The organism is Luteolibacter sp. (assembly GCF_058122085.1).
This window is the reverse complement of the sequence record NZ_JBIKBQ010000030.1, coordinates 1-23,590: the sequence shown is the minus strand read 5'-3', so window position 1 is coordinate 23,590 and position 23,590 is coordinate 1. Positions and strand designations below refer to the sequence as shown.

General features: G+C 61.9%; 20 protein-coding genes. 13 read left to right on the top strand and 7 right to left on the bottom strand.

All coding sequences use genetic code 11. The annotated features are described in order from the left end of the window. Positions 1-49: 49 nt before the first annotated feature. Positions 50-2,806: an MGH1-like glycoside hydrolase domain-containing protein gene (locus tag AC4DF4_RS06335; RefSeq protein WP_490047268.1), complete on the bottom strand. Its 2,757-nt coding sequence runs from the start codon at positions 2,804-2,806 to the stop codon at positions 50-52. A 232-nt stretch (positions 2,807-3,038) separates the two neighbouring features. On the opposite strand from AC4DF4_RS06335, the gene AC4DF4_RS06330 reads away from it, so the two are divergent. From AC4DF4_RS06330 to AC4DF4_RS06320, 3 genes are all read left to right on the top strand, one after another. Next, positions 3,039-4,625 carry a sialate O-acetylesterase gene (locus AC4DF4_RS06330; RefSeq protein WP_490047267.1) on the top strand — a complete coding sequence of 529 codons (1,587 nt, stop codon included), beginning with the start codon at positions 3,039-3,041 and terminating at the stop codon, positions 4,623-4,625. A 242-nt stretch (positions 4,626-4,867) separates the two neighbouring features. Then, on the top strand, positions 4,868-5,464 hold the full coding sequence (gene ruvA / locus AC4DF4_RS06325; protein ID WP_490047266.1) for a Holliday junction branch migration protein RuvA: 597 nt from the start codon (positions 4,868-4,870) through the stop codon (positions 5,462-5,464). A 119-nt stretch (positions 5,465-5,583) separates the two neighbouring features. Beyond that, positions 5,584-6,987 carry an MFS transporter gene (locus tag AC4DF4_RS06320; RefSeq protein ID WP_490047265.1) on the top strand — a complete coding sequence of 468 codons (1,404 nt, stop codon included), beginning with the start codon at positions 5,584-5,586 and terminating at the stop codon, positions 6,985-6,987. Positions 6,988-6,989: 2 nt separating this feature from the next. Here AC4DF4_RS06320 and AC4DF4_RS06315 read toward each other — a convergent pair whose 3' ends face one another. From AC4DF4_RS06315 to AC4DF4_RS06305, 3 genes are read right to left on the bottom strand one after another with little or no spacing between them, the layout of a single operon-like run. Next, positions 6,990-7,967, bottom strand: coding sequence for an ABC transporter permease (locus AC4DF4_RS06315; RefSeq protein ID WP_490047264.1), 978 nt, complete (start codon positions 7,965-7,967; stop codon positions 6,990-6,992). An 18-nt stretch (positions 7,968-7,985) separates the two neighbouring features. After that, on the bottom strand, positions 7,986-8,915 hold the full coding sequence (locus AC4DF4_RS06310; protein ID WP_490047263.1) for an ABC transporter permease: 930 nt from the start codon (positions 8,913-8,915) through the stop codon (positions 7,986-7,988). A 17-nt stretch (positions 8,916-8,932) separates the two neighbouring features. Next, positions 8,933-10,549 (bottom strand): peptide ABC transporter substrate-binding protein, encoded by a 1,617-nt coding sequence (locus AC4DF4_RS06305; RefSeq protein WP_490047262.1) that lies wholly within the window; start codon positions 10,547-10,549, stop codon positions 8,933-8,935. Between the two features lie 120 nt (positions 10,550-10,669). On the opposite strand from AC4DF4_RS06305, the gene AC4DF4_RS06300 reads away from it, so the two are divergent. From AC4DF4_RS06300 to AC4DF4_RS06265, 8 genes are all read left to right on the top strand, one after another. After that, on the top strand, positions 10,670-12,013 hold the full coding sequence (locus AC4DF4_RS06300; RefSeq protein ID WP_490047261.1) for an ABC transporter permease subunit: 1,344 nt from the start codon (positions 10,670-10,672) through the stop codon (positions 12,011-12,013). Continuing rightward, positions 12,013-13,572 (top strand): ABC transporter permease subunit, encoded by a 1,560-nt coding sequence (locus AC4DF4_RS06295; RefSeq protein WP_490047260.1) that lies wholly within the window; start codon positions 12,013-12,015, stop codon positions 13,570-13,572. Before AC4DF4_RS06300 ends, AC4DF4_RS06295 begins: the two co-directional genes overlap by 1 nt. After that, on the top strand, positions 13,572-15,671 hold the full coding sequence (locus tag AC4DF4_RS06290; protein ID WP_490047259.1) for an ABC transporter substrate-binding protein: 2,100 nt from the start codon (positions 13,572-13,574) through the stop codon (positions 15,669-15,671). Before AC4DF4_RS06295 ends, AC4DF4_RS06290 begins: the two co-directional genes overlap by 1 nt. Next, positions 15,668-16,663 carry an ABC transporter ATP-binding protein gene (locus AC4DF4_RS06285; RefSeq protein ID WP_490047258.1) on the top strand — a complete coding sequence of 332 codons (996 nt, stop codon included), beginning with the start codon at positions 15,668-15,670 and terminating at the stop codon, positions 16,661-16,663. Before AC4DF4_RS06290 ends, AC4DF4_RS06285 begins: the two co-directional genes overlap by 4 nt. Positions 16,664-16,823: 160 nt before the next feature. After that, the gene (locus AC4DF4_RS06280) at positions 16,824-17,837 is read left to right on the top strand and encodes an ABC transporter ATP-binding protein (protein ID WP_490047257.1); all 1,014 of its coding nucleotides are present in this window, start codon (positions 16,824-16,826) and stop codon (positions 17,835-17,837) included. 55 nt (positions 17,838-17,892) lie between these two features. Continuing rightward, complete coding sequence (gene lepB, locus AC4DF4_RS06275) at positions 17,893-19,110, top strand: signal peptidase I (protein WP_490047256.1); 1,218 nt, start codon at positions 17,893-17,895, stop codon at positions 19,108-19,110. 4 nt (positions 19,111-19,114) lie between these two features. After that, on the top strand, positions 19,115-19,945 hold the full coding sequence (locus tag AC4DF4_RS06270) for a phytoene/squalene synthase family protein (RefSeq protein ID WP_490047255.1): 831 nt from the start codon (positions 19,115-19,117) through the stop codon (positions 19,943-19,945). Between the two features lie 36 nt (positions 19,946-19,981). Beyond that, a complete protein-coding gene (locus tag AC4DF4_RS06265; RefSeq protein WP_490047254.1) occupies positions 19,982-20,323 on the top strand; it encodes a hypothetical protein in 342 nt (113 codons plus the stop codon). Positions 20,324-20,336: 13 nt separating this feature from the next. Here the strand turns inward: AC4DF4_RS06265 and AC4DF4_RS06260 are convergent, their stop codons facing one another. After that, the gene (locus AC4DF4_RS06260; RefSeq protein WP_490047253.1) at positions 20,337-20,741 is read right to left on the bottom strand and encodes a helix-turn-helix domain-containing protein; all 405 of its coding nucleotides are present in this window, start codon (positions 20,739-20,741) and stop codon (positions 20,337-20,339) included. 337 nt (positions 20,742-21,078) lie between these two features. Here AC4DF4_RS06260 and recO point away from each other — a divergent pair, with 337 nt between their 5' ends. Together recO and AC4DF4_RS06250 are read left to right on the top strand one after the other, a co-directional pair. Further along, positions 21,079-21,651, top strand: a complete 573-nt coding sequence (gene recO, locus AC4DF4_RS06255; protein WP_490047252.1) for a DNA repair protein RecO — start codon at positions 21,079-21,081, stop codon at positions 21,649-21,651. A gap of 19 nt (positions 21,652-21,670) precedes the next feature. Continuing rightward, the gene (locus tag AC4DF4_RS06250) at positions 21,671-22,555 is read left to right on the top strand and encodes a tetratricopeptide repeat protein (RefSeq protein WP_490047251.1); all 885 of its coding nucleotides are present in this window, start codon (positions 21,671-21,673) and stop codon (positions 22,553-22,555) included. A 15-nt stretch (positions 22,556-22,570) separates the two neighbouring features. Here AC4DF4_RS06250 and ispF read toward each other — a convergent pair whose 3' ends face one another. Further along, positions 22,571-23,041 carry a 2-C-methyl-D-erythritol 2,4-cyclodiphosphate synthase gene (gene ispF, locus AC4DF4_RS06245; RefSeq protein WP_490047250.1) on the bottom strand — a complete coding sequence of 157 codons (471 nt, stop codon included), beginning with the start codon at positions 23,039-23,041 and terminating at the stop codon, positions 22,571-22,573. Between the two features lie 12 nt (positions 23,042-23,053). Next, a partial coding sequence (locus tag AC4DF4_RS06240) for an inositol monophosphatase family protein (RefSeq protein ID WP_490047249.1) occupies positions 23,054-23,590 on the bottom strand: 537 nt, incomplete at its 5' end.

Genomic DNA, 23,590 nt, shown 5'->3' with positions numbered 1-23,590 from the left:
GAAGGATTTTTCGGCGGAGTGGGTTTTCGGTCGCCGCGGCGGTGGCATGTCACGACCCGGCTTGTGAGTCACCCTGAATGAATACCGACTGCTTGCCGACTTCCAGGGCGCGCTTGGAACCCAGAAGTCCGAAAAGCTGGATCGTCTTGGCCACGAGCCCGCTCCAGCCGGTCTGATGGCTGGCACCGAGTCCGGCGCCGTTGTCGCCGTGGAAATATTCGTAGAAAAGGAGGTGGTCGCGCCAGTGCGGATCGTTCTGGAACTTCTCGCTGCCGCCGAAGACCGGACGCCGGCCGTGTTCGTCGGGCAAAAAGATCCGCCCGAGTCGGTCCGCGATTTCCTTGGCGACATCGAACAGGTTCATCCATTTTCCCGAGCCCGTGGGGCACTCGATTTTGAAGTGGTCGCCATAGTAGATGTGGAAATTCAGCAGCGCCCGGATGATCATCACGTTCACCGGCATCCAGATCGGGCCGCGCCAGTTGGAGTTGCCGCCGAACATGCCGCTGTCCGACTCGCCCGGCAGATAGTCCACCCGGTGCTCCTCGCCTTGCACGTGGAAGATGTAAGGATGCTGCTCGTGGAACTTCGAAAGCGCGCGCAGGCCGTAGGGGCTCAGGAACTCGTTCTCGTCGAGCATCCTCGTTAGAATCCGGCGCAGCCGCTCCGGGTTGACCAAGGCCAGCAACCCGCGCCCGGCCACGCCCAAATGACCCGGACCGGTCGGATGGATGGCATCCTCGATTTCCGGAATGCGGCGCAAGCGTTCCGACATCAGGGTCATCGCCCGCGGAATCGCGTCGCGCTGCGATTGCTCGATCACCGTAGTGGCGCAGAGGGGCAGGAGCCCCACCATCGAGCGCACCTTGAGCCGCGTGGCGCTGCCGTCCGGCAGCCGCAGCAGGTCGTAGTAGAAACCGTCATCCTCGTCCCACATGCCTTCCTGGCCGGGTTTGTTCATGGCCAGGGCGATATAGTAGAAATGCTCCACAAACTTGAGCACCATGTCCTCGTAAGATGGATCGTGCACGGCGAGTTCCACCGCGAGCTCGAGCATGTTCTGGCTGAAAAGGGCCATCCACGCGGTGCCGTCCGCCTGCTCCAGATTTCCACCGGTGGGTAGCGGCGCGCTGCGGTCGAAGATGCTGATATTGTCGAGGCCGAGGAAGCCGCCCTCGAACACGTTCTTGCCGAAGCGGTCCTTGCGGTTCACCCACCAGGTGAAATTCAGCACCAGCTTGTTGAACGTCGATCGGAGGAAATCGAGATCCACCTCACCGCGCAAGGCCTGCTCGGTGCGGTGCAGAAAGAGCGTCGCGAACGCGTGGACCGGGGGATTTACGTCGCTGAAGTTCCACTCGTAGGCGGGCATCTGCCCGTTAGGATGCAGGTAAACACTCTTGAGCATCAGTTTCATCTGCTCCTTGGCGAAATCCGGATCGACGATCGAGAGCGGGAGGGTGTGGAAGGCCAGGTCCCAGGCCGCGTACCAAGGATACTCCCACTTGTCGGGCATCGAGATGATGTCCTCGTTCACCATGTGGAACCACTCCGAGTTGCGGGTGTTTCGATAGCCGGCGTGGAGGGGATTGGAGTGGTGCTCGTCGAGCCAGTTGTCGCCGTCGAAGAAGTAGAACTGCTTGCTCCAAAGCATGCCGGCGATGGCTTGGCGCATCACCATGGCCGCGTCCGCGCTCACCGAAGGCGGCGTGACCGACTGGTAAAACCCGTCGGCCTCACGCAGCCGGTTCGCGAAGACCTCGTCGAATTTCTCTCCGAAGGGCGGGTCGATCCGGTCCGCGGAACCGCTGGCGATCCGCAGTCGAATCACCTCGGTCTGACCGGCGCCGACATTGAGCTGATAGTGCGCCGCGACCTTGGTGCCCTGCTTGCCGGGGTTGACCGTTTCCTGATAGCCGTCAACCACACGGTTGTTGATTCCGTCCTTCACGTACGGACTCTCGTTCTTCTGCCCGGCAAACAACCGCTCGTTGTTGGTTTCGTTTTCAGTGAACAGCAGCGGCACCTCGCCCTCGCAGGAAAGGACCAGCTCGCCAAGCAGCGGATGGGTGGCCGCCACCGCGCTGGTGCCGGCCGCGGATTCGATCTGTTGGAGATTGGGTTTGGTGGCGGCCCGGTTGGACGCGGCGATCCACGTCGCCCAGTCGTTCCGGAACCAGAGAGTCGGCAGGAGATGCAGCGCGGCGGCATCCGGACCCCGGTTGGCGGCGGTGATCCTCACCAGGATGTCATCCGGGCCGGCTTTGGCATACTCCACGAAGACGTCGAAGTAGCGGTTCTCATGGAAGACGCCGGTATCCAGCAATTCATACTCGAACTCGTTGCGCGAGCGACGGCGGTTCGTCTCTACCAGGTCGCCGTAGGGAAACGCCGCCTGCGGGTATTTGTAGAGATACTTCATATACGAGTGGGTCGGCGTGCTATCGAGATAGAAGTAATATTCCTTCACGTCCTCGCCGTGGTTCCCCTCGCTGTTGGTGAGGCCGAACAAGCGCTCCTTGAGAATCGGGTCCTTGCCGTTCCACAGCGCCAGCGCGAAACAAAGGCGCTGCTTGTCATCGGAAATTCCAGCGATGCCGTCCTCGCCCCAGCGGTAGGCGCGCGAGCGGGCGTGGTCGTGGGTGAAGAAGTTCCAGGCGTCGCCATTCTCGCTGTAGTCCTCGCGGACCGTGCCCCATTGCCGCTCGCTGAGATAGGGGCCCCATTTCTTCCATGGAATGCCCGCCTCGCGGGCCTCGTTCAAACGGTTTTGTTCCGCGACACCGGTGGTTTGCTGCTGGTTCATGGCTACTCCTCTTCTCTTTGGCCACCGAGTCAGGCATCGCGCGGTTTCGGTCATCCGGGCCATCACCGCAGGGTGATTGAACAGGTGGAAGTTGCTGATTTGAACATAGTCCTTCGCTCCACAATTCCAAGGAATTTGTTACCTGCCCAACCACCACTGGCAGCTCGGTCCGCGTTTTCTTGGAACTCTTGAAGAAAACCCGCAAAAGCTCGCGTATGAGCATTTCAACCTCATGAATCCCAAATCCATCCCTACCTTCAATGCGCTCGCCATCGCGGCCCTCGTTTCCGGTTCGCTGCACGCCGATGTGAAACCCAACCCGCTGTTCACCGACGGCGCGGTTCTGCAACGCGGCCAGCCGGTTCCGGTCTGGGGCACCGCACGGGATGGCGAGAAGGTGACAGTCGAAATCGACAGCCAGAAAATCACCACCACCGCCGCCGACGGCAAGTGGAGCGTGAACCTGAAGCCGCTGAAAGAGGGCGGGCCCTTCACGATGAAGATCACCGGCGACAACGCCGTGACCTTGAACAACCTGCTCGTCGGCGAGGTCTGGGTGTGCTCCGGCCAATCGAACATGGAGTGGACATTCTCCAAGGCTCACAACGCCAAGGAGGAGGGCCCGAAGGCGGCTTTCCCGAAGATCCGGATGTTCACGGTGAAGAAAAAAACCTCGGTCAAGCCGCTGACGGAAGTCGAAGGCAGCTGGGTCGAGTGCTCCCCGGAAACGGTCGGCGGGTTTTCCGCGGTCGGTTACTTTTTCGCCCGTGATCTCTACCAGAAACTCGGCGTGCCGGTCGGCATGATCCACACCTCCTGGGGTGGTACGCCTGCGCAGGCTTGGACGAGCTTGGAAGGATTCGGAGCCGATCCCGAGCTAAAAGGATATGTCGATGCCGCGACCCAGAAGCTCGCCAGCTACGATGCGGCTGCCGCCGCCTATCCGGCGCAACTGGCGGAGTTCAATGCCAAGTCCAATGAATGGAATGAAACCGTGGGCAAGGCCTATCAGGAGACCCTGAAATCCTGGAATGAGGCCACCGCGCAGGCGAAGCAAGCTGGCCAGCCACTGCCGCCGAAGCCCAAGCCCGCCAGCCCGCAGCCGAAAGCACCCGCGGGCCCCGAGGGTGGATCCGGTGACCCGGCGACTCTCTTCAACGGCATGCTCGCCCCGGTCATTCCTTACGCAATCAAGGGAGCCATCTGGTATCAGGGCGAGTCGAACGCCAAGCAGTCGAAGCAGTATCGCACGCTTTTCCCGGCCATGATCGCCGACTGGCGGGGGCGCTGGAAACAAGGCGATTTCCCGTTTTTCTTCGTCCAGATCGCGCCTTTCAACGGCCAGCCGCCGGAAATCCGCGAGGCACAGTTACTCACGCTTGCGAAGGTGAAAAACACCGCCATGGCCGTGACCACCGACGTGGGAAATGCCACCGACATTCATCCGACGCGCAAAGAACCCGTCGGCCAGCGTCTGGCCCTCGCCGCCCGCGCGCTGACCTACGGCGAAAAGATCGAATACTCCGGTCCGCTCTATGATTCGATGGCAGCGAAAGACGGGAAAATCGTCCTCAACTTCAAGCATATCGGCGGTGGACTGATCGCGAAAGACGGCGAGTTGAAAGGCTTCACCATCGCCGGCGAGGACAAGCAATTCGTCCCCGCGCAGGCGAAAATCCAGGGCTCGACCGTCATCGTCTCCGCCGAGGGCGTGACCGCTCCCAAAGCCGTCCGCTACGGCTGGGCGAACGTGCCCGACGTGAACCTCTTTAACCAAGATGACCTCCCCGCCTCGCCGTTCCGCACGGACGTGGATTGAAAGCGAGGGAAGTGACGTTCCGAATGGATAGACCAGGTATGGGCGGGTGCCTGGGGATGTCGTTCACGATGTTTTAGGCAACCCGCCGTCTCCGTTGGCGAGGACTGGCTGGATCATGATCGCGAATCCGATGGCGAGCCATGTGGTGATTCTCATGTCCCCATGCTTTCCAATCGGCATCCGGCGTCAATTTCCGAATGGAACGGCATTGACGGAGCCGCCGCCGTGTCCAAGCTCGCCGCATGATAGCGAGACTGCGGGGCAAGGTGATCGAGGCGTATCCTAACCGCTTGGTGGTGGATGTGCACGGGGTGGGCTATGAGGTTTTCATCCCGCTCTCGACCTTCGACCGGCTGCACGCGGCGGAGGGGCTGGACGTGGATTTGCGGACGCACCTTCATTTCAGCCAGCTCGGGCAGAAACTGTTCGGCTTCGCGAGCGAGGAGGAGCGCGACGTTTTCCTGCTGCTCATCGACCGGGTGAGCGGCGTGGGACCAACGATGGCGGTGTCGGTGCTGAGCGGGATGGACGTGACGCGCTTCAAGCAGGCGGTGGTGGCCGGCGACGTGGCCGGGCTTTCGAAATTGAAGGGCGTGGGGAAAAAGACCGCGGAACGCATCGTGCTGGAGCTGAAGGACAAGGTCGGCGTGACCGAAACCTGGCAGGACGCGGCGGCCGGCCAAGTGAGCGCCTCGGCGGCGGATGCGGAGCTCGCGCTCATCGCGCTGGGCTACAAACAGGTGGACGCGCGCAAGGCGGTGCGAAAGGTGCTGGATGCGGACGCCGCGGCCCCGACCGAAGCGCTGGTGCGCGGGGCCTTGCGGGCGTTGCAAGGGTGAGCCTGTCGGATGAACCGCTGACCGCCGTTTTGCGGCTTGCCACCTGAGTTTCAGCCAAACAACCTCCTTCCCAGCCTTGGTGAAATTTCCATCAGGCAAACCCAAGTATCCCACCAATCATGTCCTTCTCTTCCGTCAACGAAAACATCGGCCGCCATCGGTGGACGATTTGCGCACTGGTCTTCGCCGCCACCACCGTCAATTACCTCGACCGGAACGTGCTCGGCTTGCTCAAAAAAACCCTCTCGGACGACGGCGTGTTCGGTCTCGCAAAGGGGGATCAAGAGCTGAACTACTCGACGGTCGTCATCTGCTTCCAGATCGCCTATGCGCTTGGCATGTTGCTGGCCGGGCGGATCATCGACCGGGTGGGGACGAAAAAAGGCTACGCGTATTCGCTCATCGGTTGGAGCCTCGCCGCCATCGGCCATGCCTTCGGCCACCATACCTGGAGCTTCGGCATGTGGCGCGCCGCGCTCGGCGTGACCGAAGCGGGAAATTTCCCCGCGGCTAACAAAGCAATCGCCGAATGGTTCCCGAAAAAGGAACGTGCGCTGGCCACCGGACTTTATAATTCAGGCGCCAATGTCGGAGCCATCGTCGCGCCCCTCTGCGTGCCGTGGATCGCCGGCCACTGGGGTTGGGAATGGGCGTTCATCCTCACCGGCGCGGTCGGCCTGCTCTGGCTCGCGTTCTGGTACACCATGTACGAGTCGCCCGCGAACAAGCTGAAAAGCGGTAAACTCTCGCAGGCTGAATACGATTTCATCCACAGCGACATCGACGAACAGGAAGCCGAAAAAGCAGATGTGGGTCAGGAAACAGTCCCTTGGCTACGCCTCCTCACTTTCCGGCAGACATGGGCCTTCGTCATCGGCAAGTTCCTGACCGATCCGATCTGGTGGTTTTTCCTGTTCTGGCTGCCCTCGTTCCTTGAAGGCGAAAACGCCCGCAAAGCCCAGGAGTATATCACCGCGAATCCATCTTTCGCAGGCGACAAGGCTGACATCCCCGGCGTCATCAGTTGGCCCTTCGCAGTCGCCATCGTGTATACTGTTTCCACTTTCGGATCGATCTTCGGTGGATGGCTTCCCAAAAAATTCATCAACAGCGGCATGGACGCCAACCGGGCCCGCAAGCTGGCGATGTTCATCTTCGCCCTGTTCCCGCTCACGGTCCTGATGGCATCGAAGCTTGGCGCCATCAACACCTGGTTGGCCGTGGGGACCATCGCCATCGCCTGCGCGGCGCACGCCGCCTGGTCGGCTAACATATTTACCACCGTTTCCGACATGTTCCCGAAAAAAGCGGTCGCATCCGTCACCGGCATCGGCGGCATGGCTGGCGCTGTTGGAGGAATTCTCATTGCGCGTGCCGCAGGCCTCTTGCTCAAGCACTACACCGCGCTCGGCAAGGTGGAAGTCGGCTACGGCATCCTGTTCGTGGTCTGCGGCTCCGCGTATGTCACCGCTTGGATTCTCATGAACCTGCTCGTGCCGAAGTTCAAAAAGATCGTCCTGTAACATCAGTCCTTCGCGGACTTCGGGTCGAGCGCGTCCCGCAGTCCGTCGCCGAGGAAGTTGAGCGCGAAGAGCGTGCTGGCGAAGAACAGCGTGGGGAAGAAAAGCAGCCAGGGATTGGAGAGCATGCGGTTCGCGCCTTCGTCGATGAGGATTCCCCACGAGCTGTAAGGAGGCTTCACTCCCAGGCCGAGGAACGAGAGCGTGGCTTCCAGCAGCATGACTCCCGGGATGGTGAGGGTGGTGTAAACGATGATGGGCCCGAGGGTGTTGGGCAGGATGTGGCGGAAGAGAATGCGGAAATGACCGAGGCCGAGCGAGCGCGCCGCTTCGACGAATTCCTGCCTCGCGATGCTCTGGACCTGGGCCCGCACGATCCGCGAAACGGTGAGCCACGAGAGCGCGCCGATGGCGATGAACAGCGGCACCAGCGTGGTGATGGGCTCGACCCAGGCGGTCGTTTTATTGATGGACGCGCCAAGTGAGCCGGGCGGGCTGAACCAGCCGACGACCAGCTTGGTGAGCTGGGCGGTCAGCGGCTCAAGCGTCTTACCTAACAAGATCACCACGATGAGGAATGGCAGGGCGTAGAGGATGTCCACGATGCGCATCATCACCGCGTCGGTCTTGCCACCGGCGTAGCCGGAAAGAGCGCCCCAACAGACTCCGATGGTGACTGAAACGAGCGTGGTGATGAGGCCGACGGCGATGGAAATACGGCCGCCCGACAGGACGCGGGAGAGGATGTCGCGGCCGAGATGATCGGTGCCGAACCAATGGCCGCCGGAAGGTCCCAGATTCTTGTTGGGCAAATCCTGGAGATCCGGGTCCCGGATGAATCCGTGAAACGCGGGAAGGATGATGCAGGCGGCGATGATGAGGGCCAACACGAAGACGCTGATCACGGCCGCGCGGTTGCGGACGAGCCGGTGCACTGCGTCTTGCCAGAGGGAGCTGCTGGATTCGAAGGAAAGGTCGGACATGGAGAGGCGGGTGGGATTTCAGCGGCTGGCACGAAGCCGGGGATTGAGCCAGAGGCCGAGGAGGTCGGTGAGGAAATTCGCGATGATGATCAGCGTGCCGTAGAGCATGACGCTGCCGAGGATCATCGGCGCGTCCCCCACTTCGATGGACTTGACGAAATGCAGGCCGAGGCCGGGCATCGCGAACACGCTTTCGATCACCACGGAGCCGGAGATGATCCCGGCGAAGGCCGGGCCGATGAAGGCGACGGCCGGAATGATGCCGCCGCGCAGGCTGTGGCGGATGAGCATCCGGAAGCTGCCCACACCCTTGGCCTTGGCGGTGCGGATGTAGTCCTGGCTGAGGATTTCCAACATTCCCGCGCGGGTGAGCCGGGAAAGGTAGGCGGCGGTCGCCAGCCCGAGAGTCAGGGCGGGAAGCAGCCACGAGCCCGGATCGGTCGGATCCCAACCCATCGCGGGCAGGAGGTTCATCCGGCGGCCGAACTGGTCCGCCAACAGCGGCCCGACCACAAAGGCGGGGATGCAGATGCCCACCATCGCCAACGCCATGGCCGAGTAATCCATCAGCGTGTTTTTCTTCCAGGCTGCGATGACGCCTAACGGAATCCCGATACTCATGGCGATGGCCATGGCGGCGAGTCCCAGCCGGAGCGAGACGGGAAAGGCTTGGGAAATGATTTCCGTCACCTCGCGCCCTTCGAGTCGCAGGCTCAGCCCGGGATCGCCTTGGACGAGGTTCTTGAGCTGCCGGAAATACTGGACCTGCACGGGCTGGTCGAGTCCGTAGTAGGCTTCGATTTTCGCCCGGATGTGCTCGGGGATCGCCTTTTCCGCGGATTTGAACGGGCCGCCGGGCAGCGCCTTGATCAGGAAGAAGGTGACCGTGAAAAGCACGAACAGGACGAAGATGCCCTGGAGAAAGCGGCCGATGAGATTCGCAAGCATGGTTGAGTCAGGCAGGTTCAGCGTTCGAGGCGGATCGCCCCCCATGGGTGGTTGTCCAGCAACAGGGGATGCCAGCCCTTGACCTCGGGGCGGATCAGATAGTTGCGGGTGTAATAGGAAACCGGCAGGATCGGCTGGGCATCCATCAGCAGGCTTTCCGCCTCGCGAAACAGGGCGATGCGCTCGGCGGGATCTGCTTTCAAGGCGGCGGCGCGTAACAGCGAGTCGTAGCGCGGGTCGCTCCACCCGGTGTTGTTATTGCCATTTCCCGGCGTCCAGATGTTGAGGAAGGTGGTCGGGTCGAGGTAGTCGCCGACCCATCCGGCGGAGGCCATGTCGAAGTTCAGGGATTGCTGGGCGCCGATGTAGGATCCCCAGTCCATGTTCTGGATGTTGATGCGGATATTGAGGTGCTTGAGCCACATCGCCTGGAGCGCCTCGCTGCCGGCACGGGCGGAGGGGCGGGAGATGAGCATCGAGAAGACTGGAAATCCGTCACCATTGGGGAAACCCGCTTCGGCAAGGAGCACGCGGGCTTTTTCCGGGTCGAAGCGGAGTTTCGCCTCGGGTTCGTAGGAACCCATTTTCGGCGTCAGCGAGGTGGCGGGGATGAATCCCTCCATGATGTGTTCACAGATCTGTCCGCGGTCGATGGTGAGTGAGAGAGCCTGCCGCACGCGGGGATCGGAAAACGCGGGCCGGGTCGTGTTCAGGCGGATGAAGGTGGTGCCGACGTAGGGTTCCTGGCGGAGGAATTCGGGATCATTCTTTTTCACCGTGCGGATCAGGTCGGACGGGAGCTGGTAAGTCGTGTGCAACTGGCCCGATAGGAACGCCCGGGTCTCGGTGTAGGGATTCTCGACCGGATAGAAACGGATTCCGTTCAAGCCCACTTGCGCCGCATTCCAGTAGTGGGGGTTACGCCTCACCTCGATGAAGTCGTGGAACCGCCACTGGGTGAGCTTGAAGGGGCCGTTGCCGACGATGTTCGGCAGCACGCTCCATTTCGTGAAGCGATCGTTCATTTTTCCGAACTGGAGCACGACGTGCCGCGGCACCGGGAACCACGTGTAATGCCGCGTCAATGACGGCAGGTAGGGGACCGGCTCGCGCAGCTTCAACTGGAGCGTGAAATCGTCCACCGCCTTGACGCCGACCTGGGAGAAATCGGTGGTTTCCCCTTTGTTGAAGGCCTCCGCACCATCGAGGAAATAGAGCATTTCCGCATACGGTCCGGCGAAGTCAGGATGCAGCAGGCGGTTGTAGGCGAAGACGAAATCATGCGCGGTCACCGGCGCTCCGTCCGACCATTTCCCCTGGGGCTGAAGGTGGAACACCCAGCCGGTCATGTCCTCGTTGTGTTCCCAGGATGCCGCCGCGCCGGGTATGGCCGCGTCGTCCCGCGACGGATCGCCCGCGACGAGTCCCTCGAACAAGGAAGTGATGATCTTGCTCTCGATCACGCCGGTTACCAGCTGATGGTCCAGCGCCTTGGGTTCCGCGGAATTCCCCACCAGCAGAATCCCTTCCCGAGTCGCCCGGTCCACTTGCGATTCCTTCTGGCAGGAAGCGAGCAACCAACAAACAGGGGCGGCGATGAGAAACAATCCACGGAACGTCACGCGGGGGAACATGACGGGACGAACCGGAAATGCAGTTGAAATTTTGGAAAATTGATTTCCTGCCGGAGAAAGTCGGGAATCCCGACGCTTGCATGATCAGAGAGGACGACTAAAAGAACGGGCGACAATCTTGTGAAGAGCTACTTTCTCAGACGCCTGCTACTGATTCCACCGACACTGATCGGGATCACGCTGCTTGTCTTCACCATCACCCGCTTCGTCCCCGGCGGACCGCTCGACCGGATGCTGCAGGAAGCTTCCCGCGGCGCGGATTCCGGTGGCAAGCGCACGACCTCGAACCAAGCGCAAGGCGGGCTGAGCGAGGAGCAGCTGGAGGAACTCGAGGAGCAGTTCGGCCTCGATAAGCCGGTCCTCGTCGCCTACTGCCAGTGGCTCGGCGTGGCACCGCGCGAGGTGCGCATTTCCAAGGGCGAATACGGCGATCGCGGCGATGAGATGATCGGCGGCGAAATCGATACCGCCACCACCGCCACCGTGGTGCTGCGCGGCGACGGCCGGGCGGTGCTGGTGAAACGCCGGAACGACGCGGTCGCCTCCGCCGTTTTCGCGGAGACCGGCAAAGCGGTCGAGGCCGAGGGCTGGAAGGTCCGCTACGAGACGGAAAAGGACCGTCAGGACCGCTACCAACGCCGGAACTCCGGCAAGGAAAAGCCGCCTTCCTATCCGCAGCGGGCCGTGATCTATCAAACGCGCTTTTCCGGCCTGCTCCAGGGCAATCTCGGCCGCTCGACGGTCTATAACGACCCGGTGCATGAAATGATTTTCGCGCGCATGCCGGTCGCCGCCTATTTCGGCCTGCTGACGGCCATCATCACCTACGCGATCTGCCTGCCGCTTGGCGTCCTGAAGGCGTTGAAACACCGGACCTTCATCGACACATCGAGCTCGGTGCTGATTTTCCTCGGCTACTCGATTCCCGGATTCGCGCTCGGCGCGATCCTGCTCGTCCACCTCGGCGCGCGCATGAATCTTTTCCCGCTCTTCGGCCTGACCAGCCCGGGCTTCGACCAGTTCGACAACTGGAACAAGGTGAAGGACATCGCCCACCACACGGTGCTGCCGCTGACCTGTTATGTCATCGGCTCCTTCGCCATGCTGACGATGCTGACGAAGAACAGCCTGATGGACAACCTCGCCGCGGACTACGTGCGCACCGCGGTCGCGAAAGGCGTGAGCTACCCCCGCGCCGTCTTCGGCCATGCGTTCCGGAACTCCATGATCCCCGTCGCCACCAGCCTCGGCAGCCTGGTGGAAATCTTCATCGGCGGCTCGATGCTGATCGAGACGGTTTTCGACATCCAGGGCTTCGGCCTGCTGCAATACCAGGCCGTGATCGCCCGCGACGTGCCGGTGATCATGGGCACGCTGACCATCGCCGCCTTCCTGATGCTCGTCGGGCAGGTCATTTCCGACCTCCTCGTGGCGATGGTGGACCCGCGAATCAAATTCGAATAATGATACGGCTCATTGGAATTTCCGGCATCCTGCTAGGTGCGCTCGCCGCCACCGGGCAGCGCATGGACCTCGCGTTCCCCACGGCGCGCTGGTTCTTCGAGGTCAGCCGGGAAGTGCCGTTTCTGGGAGGAAACGGCTTCCCGTGGTTCGGCTGGCTGTGCGTGGCGCTCCTCGTGCTCGGCGGGCTCGCCATGGTCGTCCGCTCGCTCGCCTCGGGTCCGCGCAACCCGGTCACCACCCGCCGCATCCGCCGCTTCTGCGAGATCAAGCGCGGCTATTATTCACTCGTCATCCTGCTCGCCCTCGGCGGACTCGCTGCATTGGACCAGGTGGTCGTCGGCAAGCGCGCCCTCGCCGTCCACCACGGCGGGAAATGGACTTTCCCCGCGTTTTTACCGAGCGATCTCAAGAACAAGGACTTCGGCGTCAGCGATGGAACCGCCGAGGCTCCCGCCGACTATCGGAAGCTGAAACGTGCCTGGAAAGGCTCCACGGAAAACCGGGTGATCATGCCGCTCGTCCCCTACGACCCGACCGGCGACACCCTGCCGCCCCGCTCGCGCGCGCTCACCAAGCACGAGGGCGTCTATCGGGAAGGCGGCGGCAAACCCTACTGGGGACTCGCGGCGAAATACATCGACATCGCCGAGGCGAAAATGCACCTGCGCTACACCCTGCGGCAAGGCGTCCTGACCGGACCTGTGGACGGCTGGAACGCGGACGGCCTGCCGGTTTACAGCGCGGAATACAAAGACGGCCAGCTCGTCTCGGACCGCTACAACGGCGAGGGCACCAAGGAGGCGTTCCTCGGGTGGGAAAGCAGCGACTTGCGGGCCGTGAAATACCATCCCGCGCCGCCGATCCCCGAGGAGGGGAACTGGCTGGGCACCACCTCGCAGGGCTACGACGTGCTCGCCTATCTCTACGGCGGCTTGCAGGTGAATTTCAAGGCGGCGCTCATCTATCTGCCCATCGTCTATCTCATCGGCATCAGCATCGGGATGATGATGGGCTACTTCGGCGGCTGGTTCGACATGGTCGCGCAGCGGCTCATCGAGATTTTCTCCAACATGCCGTTCCTGTTCGTCGTCATCATTTTTTCGAGCATGGTGCCGGAAAAATTCAAGGGCCTGCCGATCATCCTGACCATCCTCGTCGCCTTCGGCTGGATGGGTATGACCTACCTGATGCGGACCGCCGCCTACCGCGACAAGGAGCGGGATTACATCTCCGCCGCCAAAGTCCTCGGCGCCGGCACCCCGCGGATTCTGTTCCGCCATCTCCTGCCTAACACGGTCGCCATCATCGTGACGCTGGTGCCTTTCACCCTGTCCGGCCTGGTCTTCTCGCTGACCTCGCTCGACTATCTCGGCTTCGGCCTCCCCCCGGAATACGCGACCTGGGGGCGTCTGCTCAACGACGGCCTGTCCAATCTTTCCGCGCCGTGGCTCGTCACCTCGACCTTCGTGGTCCTCGTCGGGCTGCTGGTCGTGATCACCTTCATCGGCGAGGCCGTCCGCGAGGCCTTCGATCCGAAAAAATTCACCTTCTATCGTTGATGCGCCGACTTCTCACATTCCTGTGTTTCCTCGCATTCATCGTGACCGGCTGCCGTCACAAGACGGAGGAAATCCCGAGAAAACTCGAGTTCGACGCCTTCGTGCCGATTTACAACCGCCACATCGGGAACTGGCTGAAAACCCAGCAGGCAGCCACCGGGAAGGAAGCCGCCCGCGTCGCCGCAGAACTAACCACCGCGGAGGGCGAGGCGAAAACCGCCCTCGAACTCCATGCCGCCGCACTGGCCCTCGATCAGGAAAAATGGGAATTCCGCCTCGGCCTCGGCGGTTTCCTGAAAGTCGGAACCCCGGCGGAAATCCCGGCGGACCTCGTTTGGGAAAACGGCATGGACCAGCCGGAGATCGGCGATCCCGCCGCGAAAAAGGACGGGGCTTTCCGTCGTTTCATCCCCACCTTTCCGCCGACCATCCGCCCCTTCGGCGACAACGCTAACAATTCTTTCCGCGGCGACCTCTACGACTACATCGACCTGCCGATGGTCAGCCTCCATCCGCAGACCATGGAAATGATTCCCGGCCTCGCCAGGGAATGGGCCACTTCCCAGGACGGCCGCACGATCTATTTCCGCATCGACCCGGAGGCCCGCTACTCGGACGGCGTCCCGGTCAGGGCACGGGATTTCCTCGTCTCCGTCTATCTCCGCGTCTCGGACAACATCGTCAATCCTTACTCAAAACAGTTTTACCGCGAAAACATCGCCCAGGTCGCGATGTATGACGAGCTCACCGTGTCCGTCTCGTTGCCCGAGGCGAAAATCTACGCGCCGGCCATCGCCGGGGCGATCACCCCCTCGCCGCCCCATTTCTATTCCGAATACGGCCCCGACTACAACGAGCGCTACCAATGGCGTTTCCCTCCCACCACCGGAGCGTATGAAGTGCTGCCCGAGGACATCATCAAAGGCGCGTCCATCACCCAGACCCGCGTGAAGAACTGGTGGGCGAAAGACCGCAAATACTACCGATACCGTTTCAACCCGGACAAGCTCGTCCACACCGTGGTGCGCGACGAATCCAAGGCGTTCGAACTGTTCCGGGCCGGCGAACTCGACACGTTTTTCCTCACCCAGCCCCAGCTGTGGTATGAAAAATCCGAGATCGCCCCGGTTTACGACGGCTACATCGAGCGCGTCACCTTCTATAACAAATACCCCAAGGTGCCGCGCGGGCTCTATCTGAATGTCAGCAAGCCCCCGCTCAACGACCTGAACGTCCGCATCGGCATCCACCATGCGATGAACTGGCAGAAAGTCATCGACGTGATGTTCCGCGGCGACTACCAGCGGCTCAACGCCTTCAACGAAGGCTACGTCACCTTCAGCGATCCATCCATCGTCGCCCGCCCCTTCTCCATTGACGCCGCGCGCGCCGCATTCGCCAAGGCGGGATACACGCAGGAGGGGCGCGACGGCATCCTGACCAAGCCGGACGGCACCCGGCTTTCCGTCTCCGTCACCTATCCGGCCATGCCGCAGATCGACCGGATCTTCGCCATCCTGCGGGAAGAGGCGAAAGCCTGCGGCTTCGAGCTGCGGCTCGACGGGTTGGAATACACCGTCGCCTACAAGAAGGAGATGCAGAAACAGCACGAAATGGCGCTCGGAAGCTGGCTGATCAACCCACCGGTTCCGGACTTCCATCAGTTCCTTCACTCCACCAACGCCATCGACGAGAAGGGAAATTTAAAACCGCAGACGAATAACACCTTCGTCTGGCACCGGGCGGACACCGATGTCCTCAGCGAGAAGGTCCGCACCGCAAGCACCGCGGAAGAGCTCAAGGACGCCGCGTGGAAACTCCAGCGCATCATGCACGACGAGGCGATTTTCGTCCCCGGCTACTCGGTGGATTTTATCCGCATCGGCTTGTGGCGCTGGGTGAAATGGCCGGACTGTGAGAACACCCGCTTCAGCCCGCCCGTCGTCTATGATCCGCACGAGGTGTTCGTCTTCTGGATCGACGAGGCGGTGAAAGCCGAAACGCAATCCGCCCGCCGCACCGGCAGGTCCTTCCCGGAATCCATCAGGACCATCGAGGACTATCGAGTCAAAGCGCCAACCTCCCCCGCAGCACCATGATTCCCGAAACGGAAAACATCCTGGAAGTGGACAAGCTCATCACTTCCTTCGAGACCGACCGCGGCCTGCTCCGCGCCGTCGATCAGGTGTCGTTCACGGTGCCTGCCGGCAAGACCGTCGGCATCGTCGGCGAGTCCGGCTGCGGGAAAAGCGTCACCGCGATGTCGATCGTCCGCCTGCTCCCGCAGCCTGCGGGCAAGATCCTCGGCGGCCATGTGTATTTCAAAGGCCGCGACCTCGTCCGCGCCAGCGACTCGGAAATCCGCAAAATCCGCGGCGGCGAGATCGGCGTGATTTTCCAGGAGCCGATGGCCGCGCTCAACCCGGTGCATCGCATCGGGCGTCAGGTGGCGGAGGTTTTCCACATGCACAAGAAGCTCTCGAAAAAGGACGCCTGGGACGCGGCCACCGAGATGCTCGAACTCGTCCGCATCCCCGCTCCGGAAAAGCGGATGATGGACTACCCGCACCATCTATCCGGCGGCATGCGCCAGCGCGTCGTCATCGCCATGGCGATGGCCTGCCGCCCCTCGCTGCTCATCGCCGACGAGCCGACCACCGCGCTCGACGTGACGGTGCAGGCGCAGATCCTGGACCTGATGAGCCGCCTCCAGTCGGAGATGGGCATGTCCACCATTCTCATCACCCACGACCTCGGCGTCATCGCGGAAACGTGCGACGACGTCGTCGTGATGTATGCCGGTCGCGTCGTCGAGCGGGCGGGTGCGGAAGAGTTGTTTTCCAATCCTCTCCACGCCTACACCCAGGGCCTGCTCCACTCGATCCCGACGCTCGACACGCCGTCGAAATCCCTCCTCAAAACCATCCCCGGAACCGTCGCCGCCCTCGCCGACTACTCGCACGGCTGCCGTTTTTGCCAACGCATGGGTCGCACCACCGCCGTCACCCGCGAGCGGCCCGTGTTCTCCGAAGTGTCACCCAATCATTGGGTGGAAACCTGCCCGGAATGCACTTCGGGCATCGAACATTGAACGCCAAACATTGAACGCCAAACATCGAACGTCCAATGAAACCGACCAACTCATCCGCATTTTCGTCACCAGCATCGCCACCGCCGAAAAACGCCGCAAGTAATTCTTCCTTCTCTTCACTTCGATGTTCGATGTTTGGCGTTCAATGTTCGATGTTCCCATGAATCTTCTATCTGTAAACGACCTCCGCGTCCATTTCCCGGTGCGCGGCGGCGTCATGCTGCGCCAGACCGGAGCCGTCCGCGCGGTGGACGGCGTCTCGCTGGACATCGCGCCCGGCGAGACGCTCGGACTCGTCGGCGAGTCCGGTTGCGGGAAATCCACGCTCGGCAAGGCGATCGTACGATTGCTCAAGCCGACGACCGGCAGCATCCGTTTTGAAAATCACGACATCAGCCACGCCGGCCCGCGCGCGCTGCGTCCGCTTCGGCGGAATTTCCAGATGATCTTCCAGGATCCCGCCGAGTCGCTCGACCCGCGGATGAGCGTGCGGGCGATCATCGAGGAACCCTTCATCATCCACGGCCTCGGCAGCCGCGCGGAACGCATCCAGCGGGTCGATGACTTGCTAGACCGCGTCGGCCTGCCGGCGTCGTCCGCCGAGCGCTACTCCTTCGAATTTTCCGGCGGCCAGCGCCAGCGCATCGGCATCGCCCGCGCGCTCGCGCTGAAGCCGAAGCTCATCGTTTGCGACGAGCCGGTCTCCGCGCTCGATGTCTCGGTGCAATCCCAGATCCTCAACCTGCTCGTCGAGTTGCAGCGGGATTTCGGCTTGTCCTATCTTTTCATCGCTCACGACCTCTCGGTGGTGAAGCACGTCAGCGACCGGGTGGCCGTGATGTATCTCGGAAAAATCGTCGAGCTCGCCACCGCCGAGGCCATCTATCAGGACCCTCGCCACGCCTACACCAAAGCACTGCTCTCCGCGATCCCCTCGCACGACCCGAAGGTGAAACGGAAAAAAATCCTATTGGAGGGCGACGTCCCCTCACCCATCGATCCGCCGCCCGGCAGCGCCTTCGGCCACCGCATGAACCACCCGCGCTACCCCGAGACCATCGGCGCGGACCTTTCCCTCAGGCAAATCGCCGCCAATCACTGGGTCGCCGCCGATCCGTGCTGCGTGTCGGCCGAAGACTGGGAAAAACTCCGCCCGGCACCCGCCAAAGCTTGATTTTCCGCCACTCTCCGCGCTTGCAGTCGGTCCGATCCGTCGTGAGACTCCGGCCATGTTCACGCCGAAGTGGAAAAAGGAAGCGCAGCACCTGGTGAAGGGTGCGAAAAAATTCGTCGATTACAAACGCGACCTGCTCAAGCCCGAGCGCGTGGTCGAGATCGACTCCCGCCGCGCGGATTTGCTCGCGGCGATCCAATCCAAGGATCTCGCGAAAGTGAACGAAGCCTCGAAACAGATCCGCGCGGTCTGTGAGAACTCCCTGCCGCAGGAGAAACCGCTCGGCTGGTTCGAGGAAAACGTGGAGGTCATGTTCGTCGCCATCGTCATCGCACTCGGCCTGCGCGCTTACTATTTGCAGCCCTTCCGGATTCCTACCGGATCGATGCAACCGACTCTCAACGGCATCATCGGCACGCCCCTGAAAAAGGATCAATGGCCGAGCCTGCCCCAGCGCCTGTTGGAAAAAGTGCTGCGCGGGAGGACCTACGTCTATGAGGTCAACGACCGGGACCGCCACATCGCCATCACCCGCCAAGGCGGATTGGACATCAAGGACACCCAGTTCCTGCACTTTTTCAGCCGCTCGGAGATCCGCTTTTCAGATTCCCCGCCGCTCCGGCTTCCCGCCCCCTCCAACCCGTCCTCCGCGATCGGCCTCAGCACCGCGATCAGCCACGCCGTCCGCAACGGCGGTTTGATTCCCAAGGACATGGTGATCTGCGAGGGCACCATCGACTCCGGCGATCTGGTGTTAGTGGACAAGTTTTCCTACCATTTCCGCAAACCCAAGCGCGGCGAGGTTTTCGTGTTCGACACCATCGGCATCGAGGGCATCCAGAAGCGCAGCGGCGAGCAGGGTGCCGGCTCGCACTACATCAAGCGCTTGTGCGGCGTCCCCGGCGACACGCTTTCCATCCAGCCTCCCAACCTGCTCATCGATGGGAAAATCGCCCAAGAGCCCGGCATCCAGCGGGTGATCCGCGGCGAGGGAGCTTACAGCATCAACCCCGGCGGCTACGGCCTGGCCAGTTCGAATGAAGCCGCCCATAACGGGAAGAAGCTTCCCCAGTACCTCGCCAAGGACGGCGCGACGCTGCCGTTGGCCGCTAACGGACGCCCGGGAATGCGCGAATACGCGGCCCTCGGCGACAACACCGGAAACTCGCTGGACTCGCGCTACTGGGGCCCGGTGAAGGAATTCAACCTGGTCGGGCCGGCGCTGTTCTCGCTGTGGCCGATCACCAGCGGACACTGGGGATTCATCCGCTGACGCCGTGTCCGCCGCCTCGGAAATCACCCGCAAAGCGAAGTCGAATCTGGCCTTCGCCCTGAACATCCTGCCCCGCGAGCGGCGTGAGGACATGGTGGTTTTCTACGCGTTCTGCCGGACGATGGATGATCTGGCGGATGATCCAGGCGTCCCACTCGAAGAGCGCGGCCGGTCCTTGAATGCTTGGAGACAAGGAATGATCGATGGATTCCAAGCCCCCGATGAATTCCAGCGCGAAGTGATCTCCCTGCGCGACAGGCGGCAAATTCCGAACGATTTGCTCGTCGCGATCATCGACGGCTGCCGGATGGACCTGCAGCCGCAGCGCTTCGAAACCTGGGAGGAACTATCGGAATACATCTGGAAGGTCGCCTGCGCGGTCGGGCTGGTTTCGATCCGGATTTTCGGCTGCACCGATTCCGGATCGGAGCGCTACGCGGTGGCGCTCGGCCACGCCCTGCAACTGACCAACATCCTGCGCGACATCGGGGAGGATCTCTCGAACGGCGGGCGGATCTATCTGCCGCTGGCGGACATGTCCCGCTTTCAATACACCGAGCAGGATCTCGCCGGCCGGGTGCGGGACGGGCGGTTCCTCGCGCTGATGGCTTATGAGGCCGAGCGCGCGGAAGGCTTTTTCCACCAAGCCGCCGAAGCGCTTCCCGCTGCGGATCGCAACGCGCTGGTGCCCGCCAGGATCATGGGGGAAATCTACCACCTCCTGCTGGAAAAAATGCGCGATGACCGTTTCCATGTTTTTGAAAAACGCTACCGTGTTTCCAAGGCACGCAAGCTGGCGATTCTTTCCAAGCATCTGATTGCGCGATCCTGTTGATTCGAATAGAGTTACGAAACCTCACGTCCCAAGCCCATGTCCAAAACATCCCTCTCCATCGCCGCGGCCAGCATTGTCGGGCTGGCCTCCTGCACCCCGCCGCCACCGGTGCCGCCGCCGCGTTTCCGGCCGGATCCGCCGTTCGCCCCCGAGCAGGTTTCGCCCTACGATTCGCAAAGCGACTTCGCGCCGCAGCCGCCGCCTGCTCCAGTCCAGCCTCCAACCGCCACGGGCGGCTACCCCACCGCCCAGCCCACCACGAATCCTGATCAAGTGCTGAGTCCTTACGAGCCTTACAATGTCATCGACGTGGCCGGTTTCAAATCCGGACAGCTGGCGCGCGACCCGTCCAACAAAAAGATTTTCCGGATTCCTTGAGCCGACTGAAAGGTCATTCCGGACCCGGCTCCCGGCCTGACACCGAGCCGTCGGGATGGGCGAAAACCTTCCGCTTGCTCTGGAACAAGGCGGGGGTCGTTCGATAGAATGTATGGAATTGCCGGCAGAAGGTGGTGATCGACAGGAATCCCAAGTCCCTCGCCACATCGTCGGGGGATTTGCCGCCTTCCAGCTTCCTTCTGGCCACCACCATCCGCTCCATTTTCATCCAGTGCTTCGGCGACAGCCCGATGTCCCTGACGAACAAAATATGCAGGTAGCGGCTGCTGCATCCCAAGGCGCGGCAAACGTCCGCGACCCGATAGCCCTTGCTCAACGCGAGCCGCTCAAGACAATGGCTCTCCCCCGAGAAAGACTCGACGACGCGCCATGTTTGATTTGACCGGATGATTTTCAAGAAGCTGATATTTAATTAAACCGAACTAAATTTCATAACCTAACCCCCGCGCGGGTCAATGTACCTTTTCGGCATTCTCCAGCTCGTTTTGTCCGAAACCAGCCGCAGCCATCATCACGCGAGGTGCCGCTGATAGAGCGATGCCGGTGGGGGGATTTCATCGGGGAGGGGGGCGGCTATTCACTAGCAAACTTCATCTCATGACGGCTACAAGCTATTGAAAGTCATCGGTTTAGTCAATCCGGGAATTTGGAGGCCGATGTTTGGGAGCTGATAAATCATCGCCAGCGGATCAATGGGCATCGCCATTTCACGAAATGCGCGCGAAGGTCCCGGCGTGCAATCCACGGAAGCCATCGTGATCCGCCTCACCCGTCTGACGGAAACCAGCCTGATTGTTCACTGGTTTACGGAAGCTTGCGGATTGGTCAAAACGGTCGCAAAAGGCGCCAGACGGCCGAAAAGTAAATTCAACGGTCAGCTGGACCTTTTTTTCGGCGGCGAGATCAGCTTTACCCTGTCGCGGGGCGGAGAACTTCACTCGCTGCGGGAAGTCGCGATCCGGCAATGGCGCGAGGGCCTGCGCCAGAACTATAGCTCCACTTTGCTGGCTGCCTACTGCTGCCAATTGGTCGAAATGGCGGTGGAGCCGGGGCATCCCGAGCCGGGACTGCACGATCTGCTCAAGCGGGCGCTCGACCATCTCGACACCACGCCACCCGGCCTGCGGGCGCTCCGCCATTTCGAATCCGAACTGGCCCGACTTCTCGGAGTCCTGCAAGATCCGAGCCGGGCGGAATTGTCCCTGCGCGACGCGCTTGGCAGCTTGCCGGCTTCCCGGCGGGAGTTGATCGAAAGACTTTCCCCGGCGAGTGATTTCGGCTCGTCAGAGGACGAAATCCACCGATAGTAGCTTCACCCCACAAATTATGGATTCTCCGACTGCAACCCTGATTGGAATTCTTCACGACCGCGTCGAAGCCCTGCGCGCGGATGGAAACCTCAACGAAGCGTTGCATGCCGCAGCCGCAGCCGTGGAGAAATCCCAGCAAACGCTCGGCCCGAATCTCGATAGCATCGACGCGTTCGCCTCCGCGCTCGAAACCCGCGGCGACATCCACCGCGAGCTGGGAAATTTCGAACTCGCCCGTGACGACTACCGCCAGGCGATCGATCAATTGCAGGACCGCCCGGATCGTTTCGACCAGATTGGCAGGCTCCACGCCGGGCTCGGCGCGGCCTACGACGGACTCGGCCGGGAAGAACAAGCCGTCGCCCACTGGCAGAACTCCATCGATTTCTTCGAACGCCACGAGCCACCCTTGTTGCTCGATATCGCGGCCATCGCCAACAACCTCGGCTTCATCGCCAAGGCGGCGGGTGATCTGGATACCGCCGAGTCCCATTTCCTGCGGGCGCTGGAAATCCTCCACTCGCAACTCGGCCAGGAGCATGAGCAAACCGCCACCGTCTCCAGCAATCTCGGAGCTCTCTACCAGGCCGCCGGATACTTCGAGCAATCCCGGGAAATGCACATGATCGCGCTGGAAACCCGCCGCAAACTCCTCGGCGAGGAGCACCCGGACACCGCCCAATCCCACAACAATCTCGCCCTCGCCCTGCTCAACACCGGCGATCGCTCCTGGGCGCGCAGGCATTTTGAAAAAGCCCTCACCGGCTACGAAGCGCTCGGCTCGGAATACGCCGCCGATCTCGAAGCCGTCGCCTCGAACTACTGCGAGTTTCTCCGCGAGGAAGGCGAGGTGCAACTGGCGGAAGTCATCGCCAGCCGCGTCCGCGACGTCATCGGCTAGCCGGTCGCGGGTCGATCACCCGATGTCCACCTGTGCGACGGCGAGAGCCGCGATGCCTTCCTTCCGGCCGATGAAACCCATGGTTTCGTTAGTCGTGGCCTTGATCCCGACGCGCTCCGGGGCGATTCCAAGCGCGGTGCCGATGTTGGCGCGCATCGCGTCGCGGTGGGGCAGCACTTTCGGAGCCTCGGCGATCAGGGTGGAATCGACGTTGACGATGGTCAGGCCGGCCGCGGCGGCGAGTTCGCGGCATTTCACGAGGATTTCCAGCGAACAAATGTCTTTGCACGCCGGATCACCGGGCGGGAAAAAATAACCGATGTCCGGCTGCCCCATCGCGCCGAGCACGGCGTCGGCGATCGCGTGGCAGAGAACGTCCGCGTCGGAATGCCCGGCGAGGCCGTGGCTGTGCGGGATGGTCACGCCGCCGAGGACGAGCGGACGGTTTTCCGCGAATTGGTGAACGTCGTAGCCGATGCCGGTCATGAAGGTTGAACGTTAAAGGATTTCCTCAAGCGGGATTTTTCCATTGCTGGCGACGATCGACCAAGCGTCGGCATGGCCAGGGACGGCGGTGAGATCCACCTTGCCGCCGGCGGTTTCTACCAGAAGCTGGCCGGCGGCGATGTCCCAGAGGGAAATGCGGGACTCGATGTAGCCATCGATCCGACCGCTGGCGATGTAGGCCATGCCGAGCGCGGCGGAGCCCATCATGCGCATTTTACGGGCGCGCAGCGAGGCGCGGTGAAAACGCTCGACGCCGGTCCGGAGCGCTTCCTCGTCCTTGCCGCAGCCGACGTAGAGGATCGATTCCGCCAGATCGTAGCGCTTGCTGACTTGAATCGGGCGACCGTTGAGCAACGCCGGGCCGCCTTTTTCGACGGTCCAGGTTTCGCCGACCATCGGATCATGAATCACGCCGACGACGATTTCTCCGGCGACCCGCAGGGCGATGGAGACGCAGAAATGGGGAATGCCGTAGAAGAAATTCACCGTGCCATCGATGGGATCGACGATCCACTGGCGCTCGGAATC

Excerpts from the sequence above, each read along its gene's own strand:
- AC4DF4_RS06265 (WP_490047254.1), top strand. The coding sequence starts at position 19,982 with ATGTCCAAAACATCCCTCTCCATCGCCGCGGCCAGCATTGTCGGGCTG.
- AC4DF4_RS06320 (WP_490047265.1), top strand. The coding sequence starts at position 5,584 with ATGTCCTTCTCTTCCGTCAACGAAAACATCGGCCGCCATCGGTGGACG.
- AC4DF4_RS06315 (WP_490047264.1), bottom strand. The coding sequence starts at position 7,967 with ATGTCCGACCTTTCCTTCGAATCCAGCAGCTCCCTCTGGCAAGACGCA.
- AC4DF4_RS06280 (WP_490047257.1), top strand. The coding sequence starts at position 16,824 with ATGAATCTTCTATCTGTAAACGACCTCCGCGTCCATTTCCCGGTGCGC.
- ispF (WP_490047250.1), bottom strand. The coding sequence starts at position 23,041 with ATGACCGGCATCGGCTACGACGTTCACCAATTCGCGGAAAACCGTCCG.
- AC4DF4_RS06290 (WP_490047259.1), top strand. The coding sequence starts at position 13,572 with ATGCGCCGACTTCTCACATTCCTGTGTTTCCTCGCATTCATCGTGACC.
- AC4DF4_RS06310 (WP_490047263.1), bottom strand. The coding sequence starts at position 8,915 with ATGCTTGCGAATCTCATCGGCCGCTTTCTCCAGGGCATCTTCGTCCTG.
- lepB (WP_490047256.1), top strand. The coding sequence starts at position 17,893 with ATGTTCACGCCGAAGTGGAAAAAGGAAGCGCAGCACCTGGTGAAGGGT.
- AC4DF4_RS06295 (WP_490047260.1), top strand. The coding sequence starts at position 12,013 with ATGATACGGCTCATTGGAATTTCCGGCATCCTGCTAGGTGCGCTCGCC.
- AC4DF4_RS06305 (WP_490047262.1), bottom strand. The coding sequence starts at position 10,549 with ATGTTCCCCCGCGTGACGTTCCGTGGATTGTTTCTCATCGCCGCCCCT.
- AC4DF4_RS06250 (WP_490047251.1), top strand. The coding sequence starts at position 21,671 with ATGGATTCTCCGACTGCAACCCTGATTGGAATTCTTCACGACCGCGTC.
- AC4DF4_RS06285 (WP_490047258.1), top strand. The coding sequence starts at position 15,668 with ATGATTCCCGAAACGGAAAACATCCTGGAAGTGGACAAGCTCATCACT.
- AC4DF4_RS06330 (WP_490047267.1), top strand. The coding sequence starts at position 3,039 with ATGAATCCCAAATCCATCCCTACCTTCAATGCGCTCGCCATCGCGGCC.
- AC4DF4_RS06335 (WP_490047268.1), bottom strand. The coding sequence starts at position 2,806 with ATGAACCAGCAGCAAACCACCGGTGTCGCGGAACAAAACCGTTTGAAC.
- ruvA (WP_490047266.1), top strand. The coding sequence starts at position 4,868 with ATGATAGCGAGACTGCGGGGCAAGGTGATCGAGGCGTATCCTAACCGC.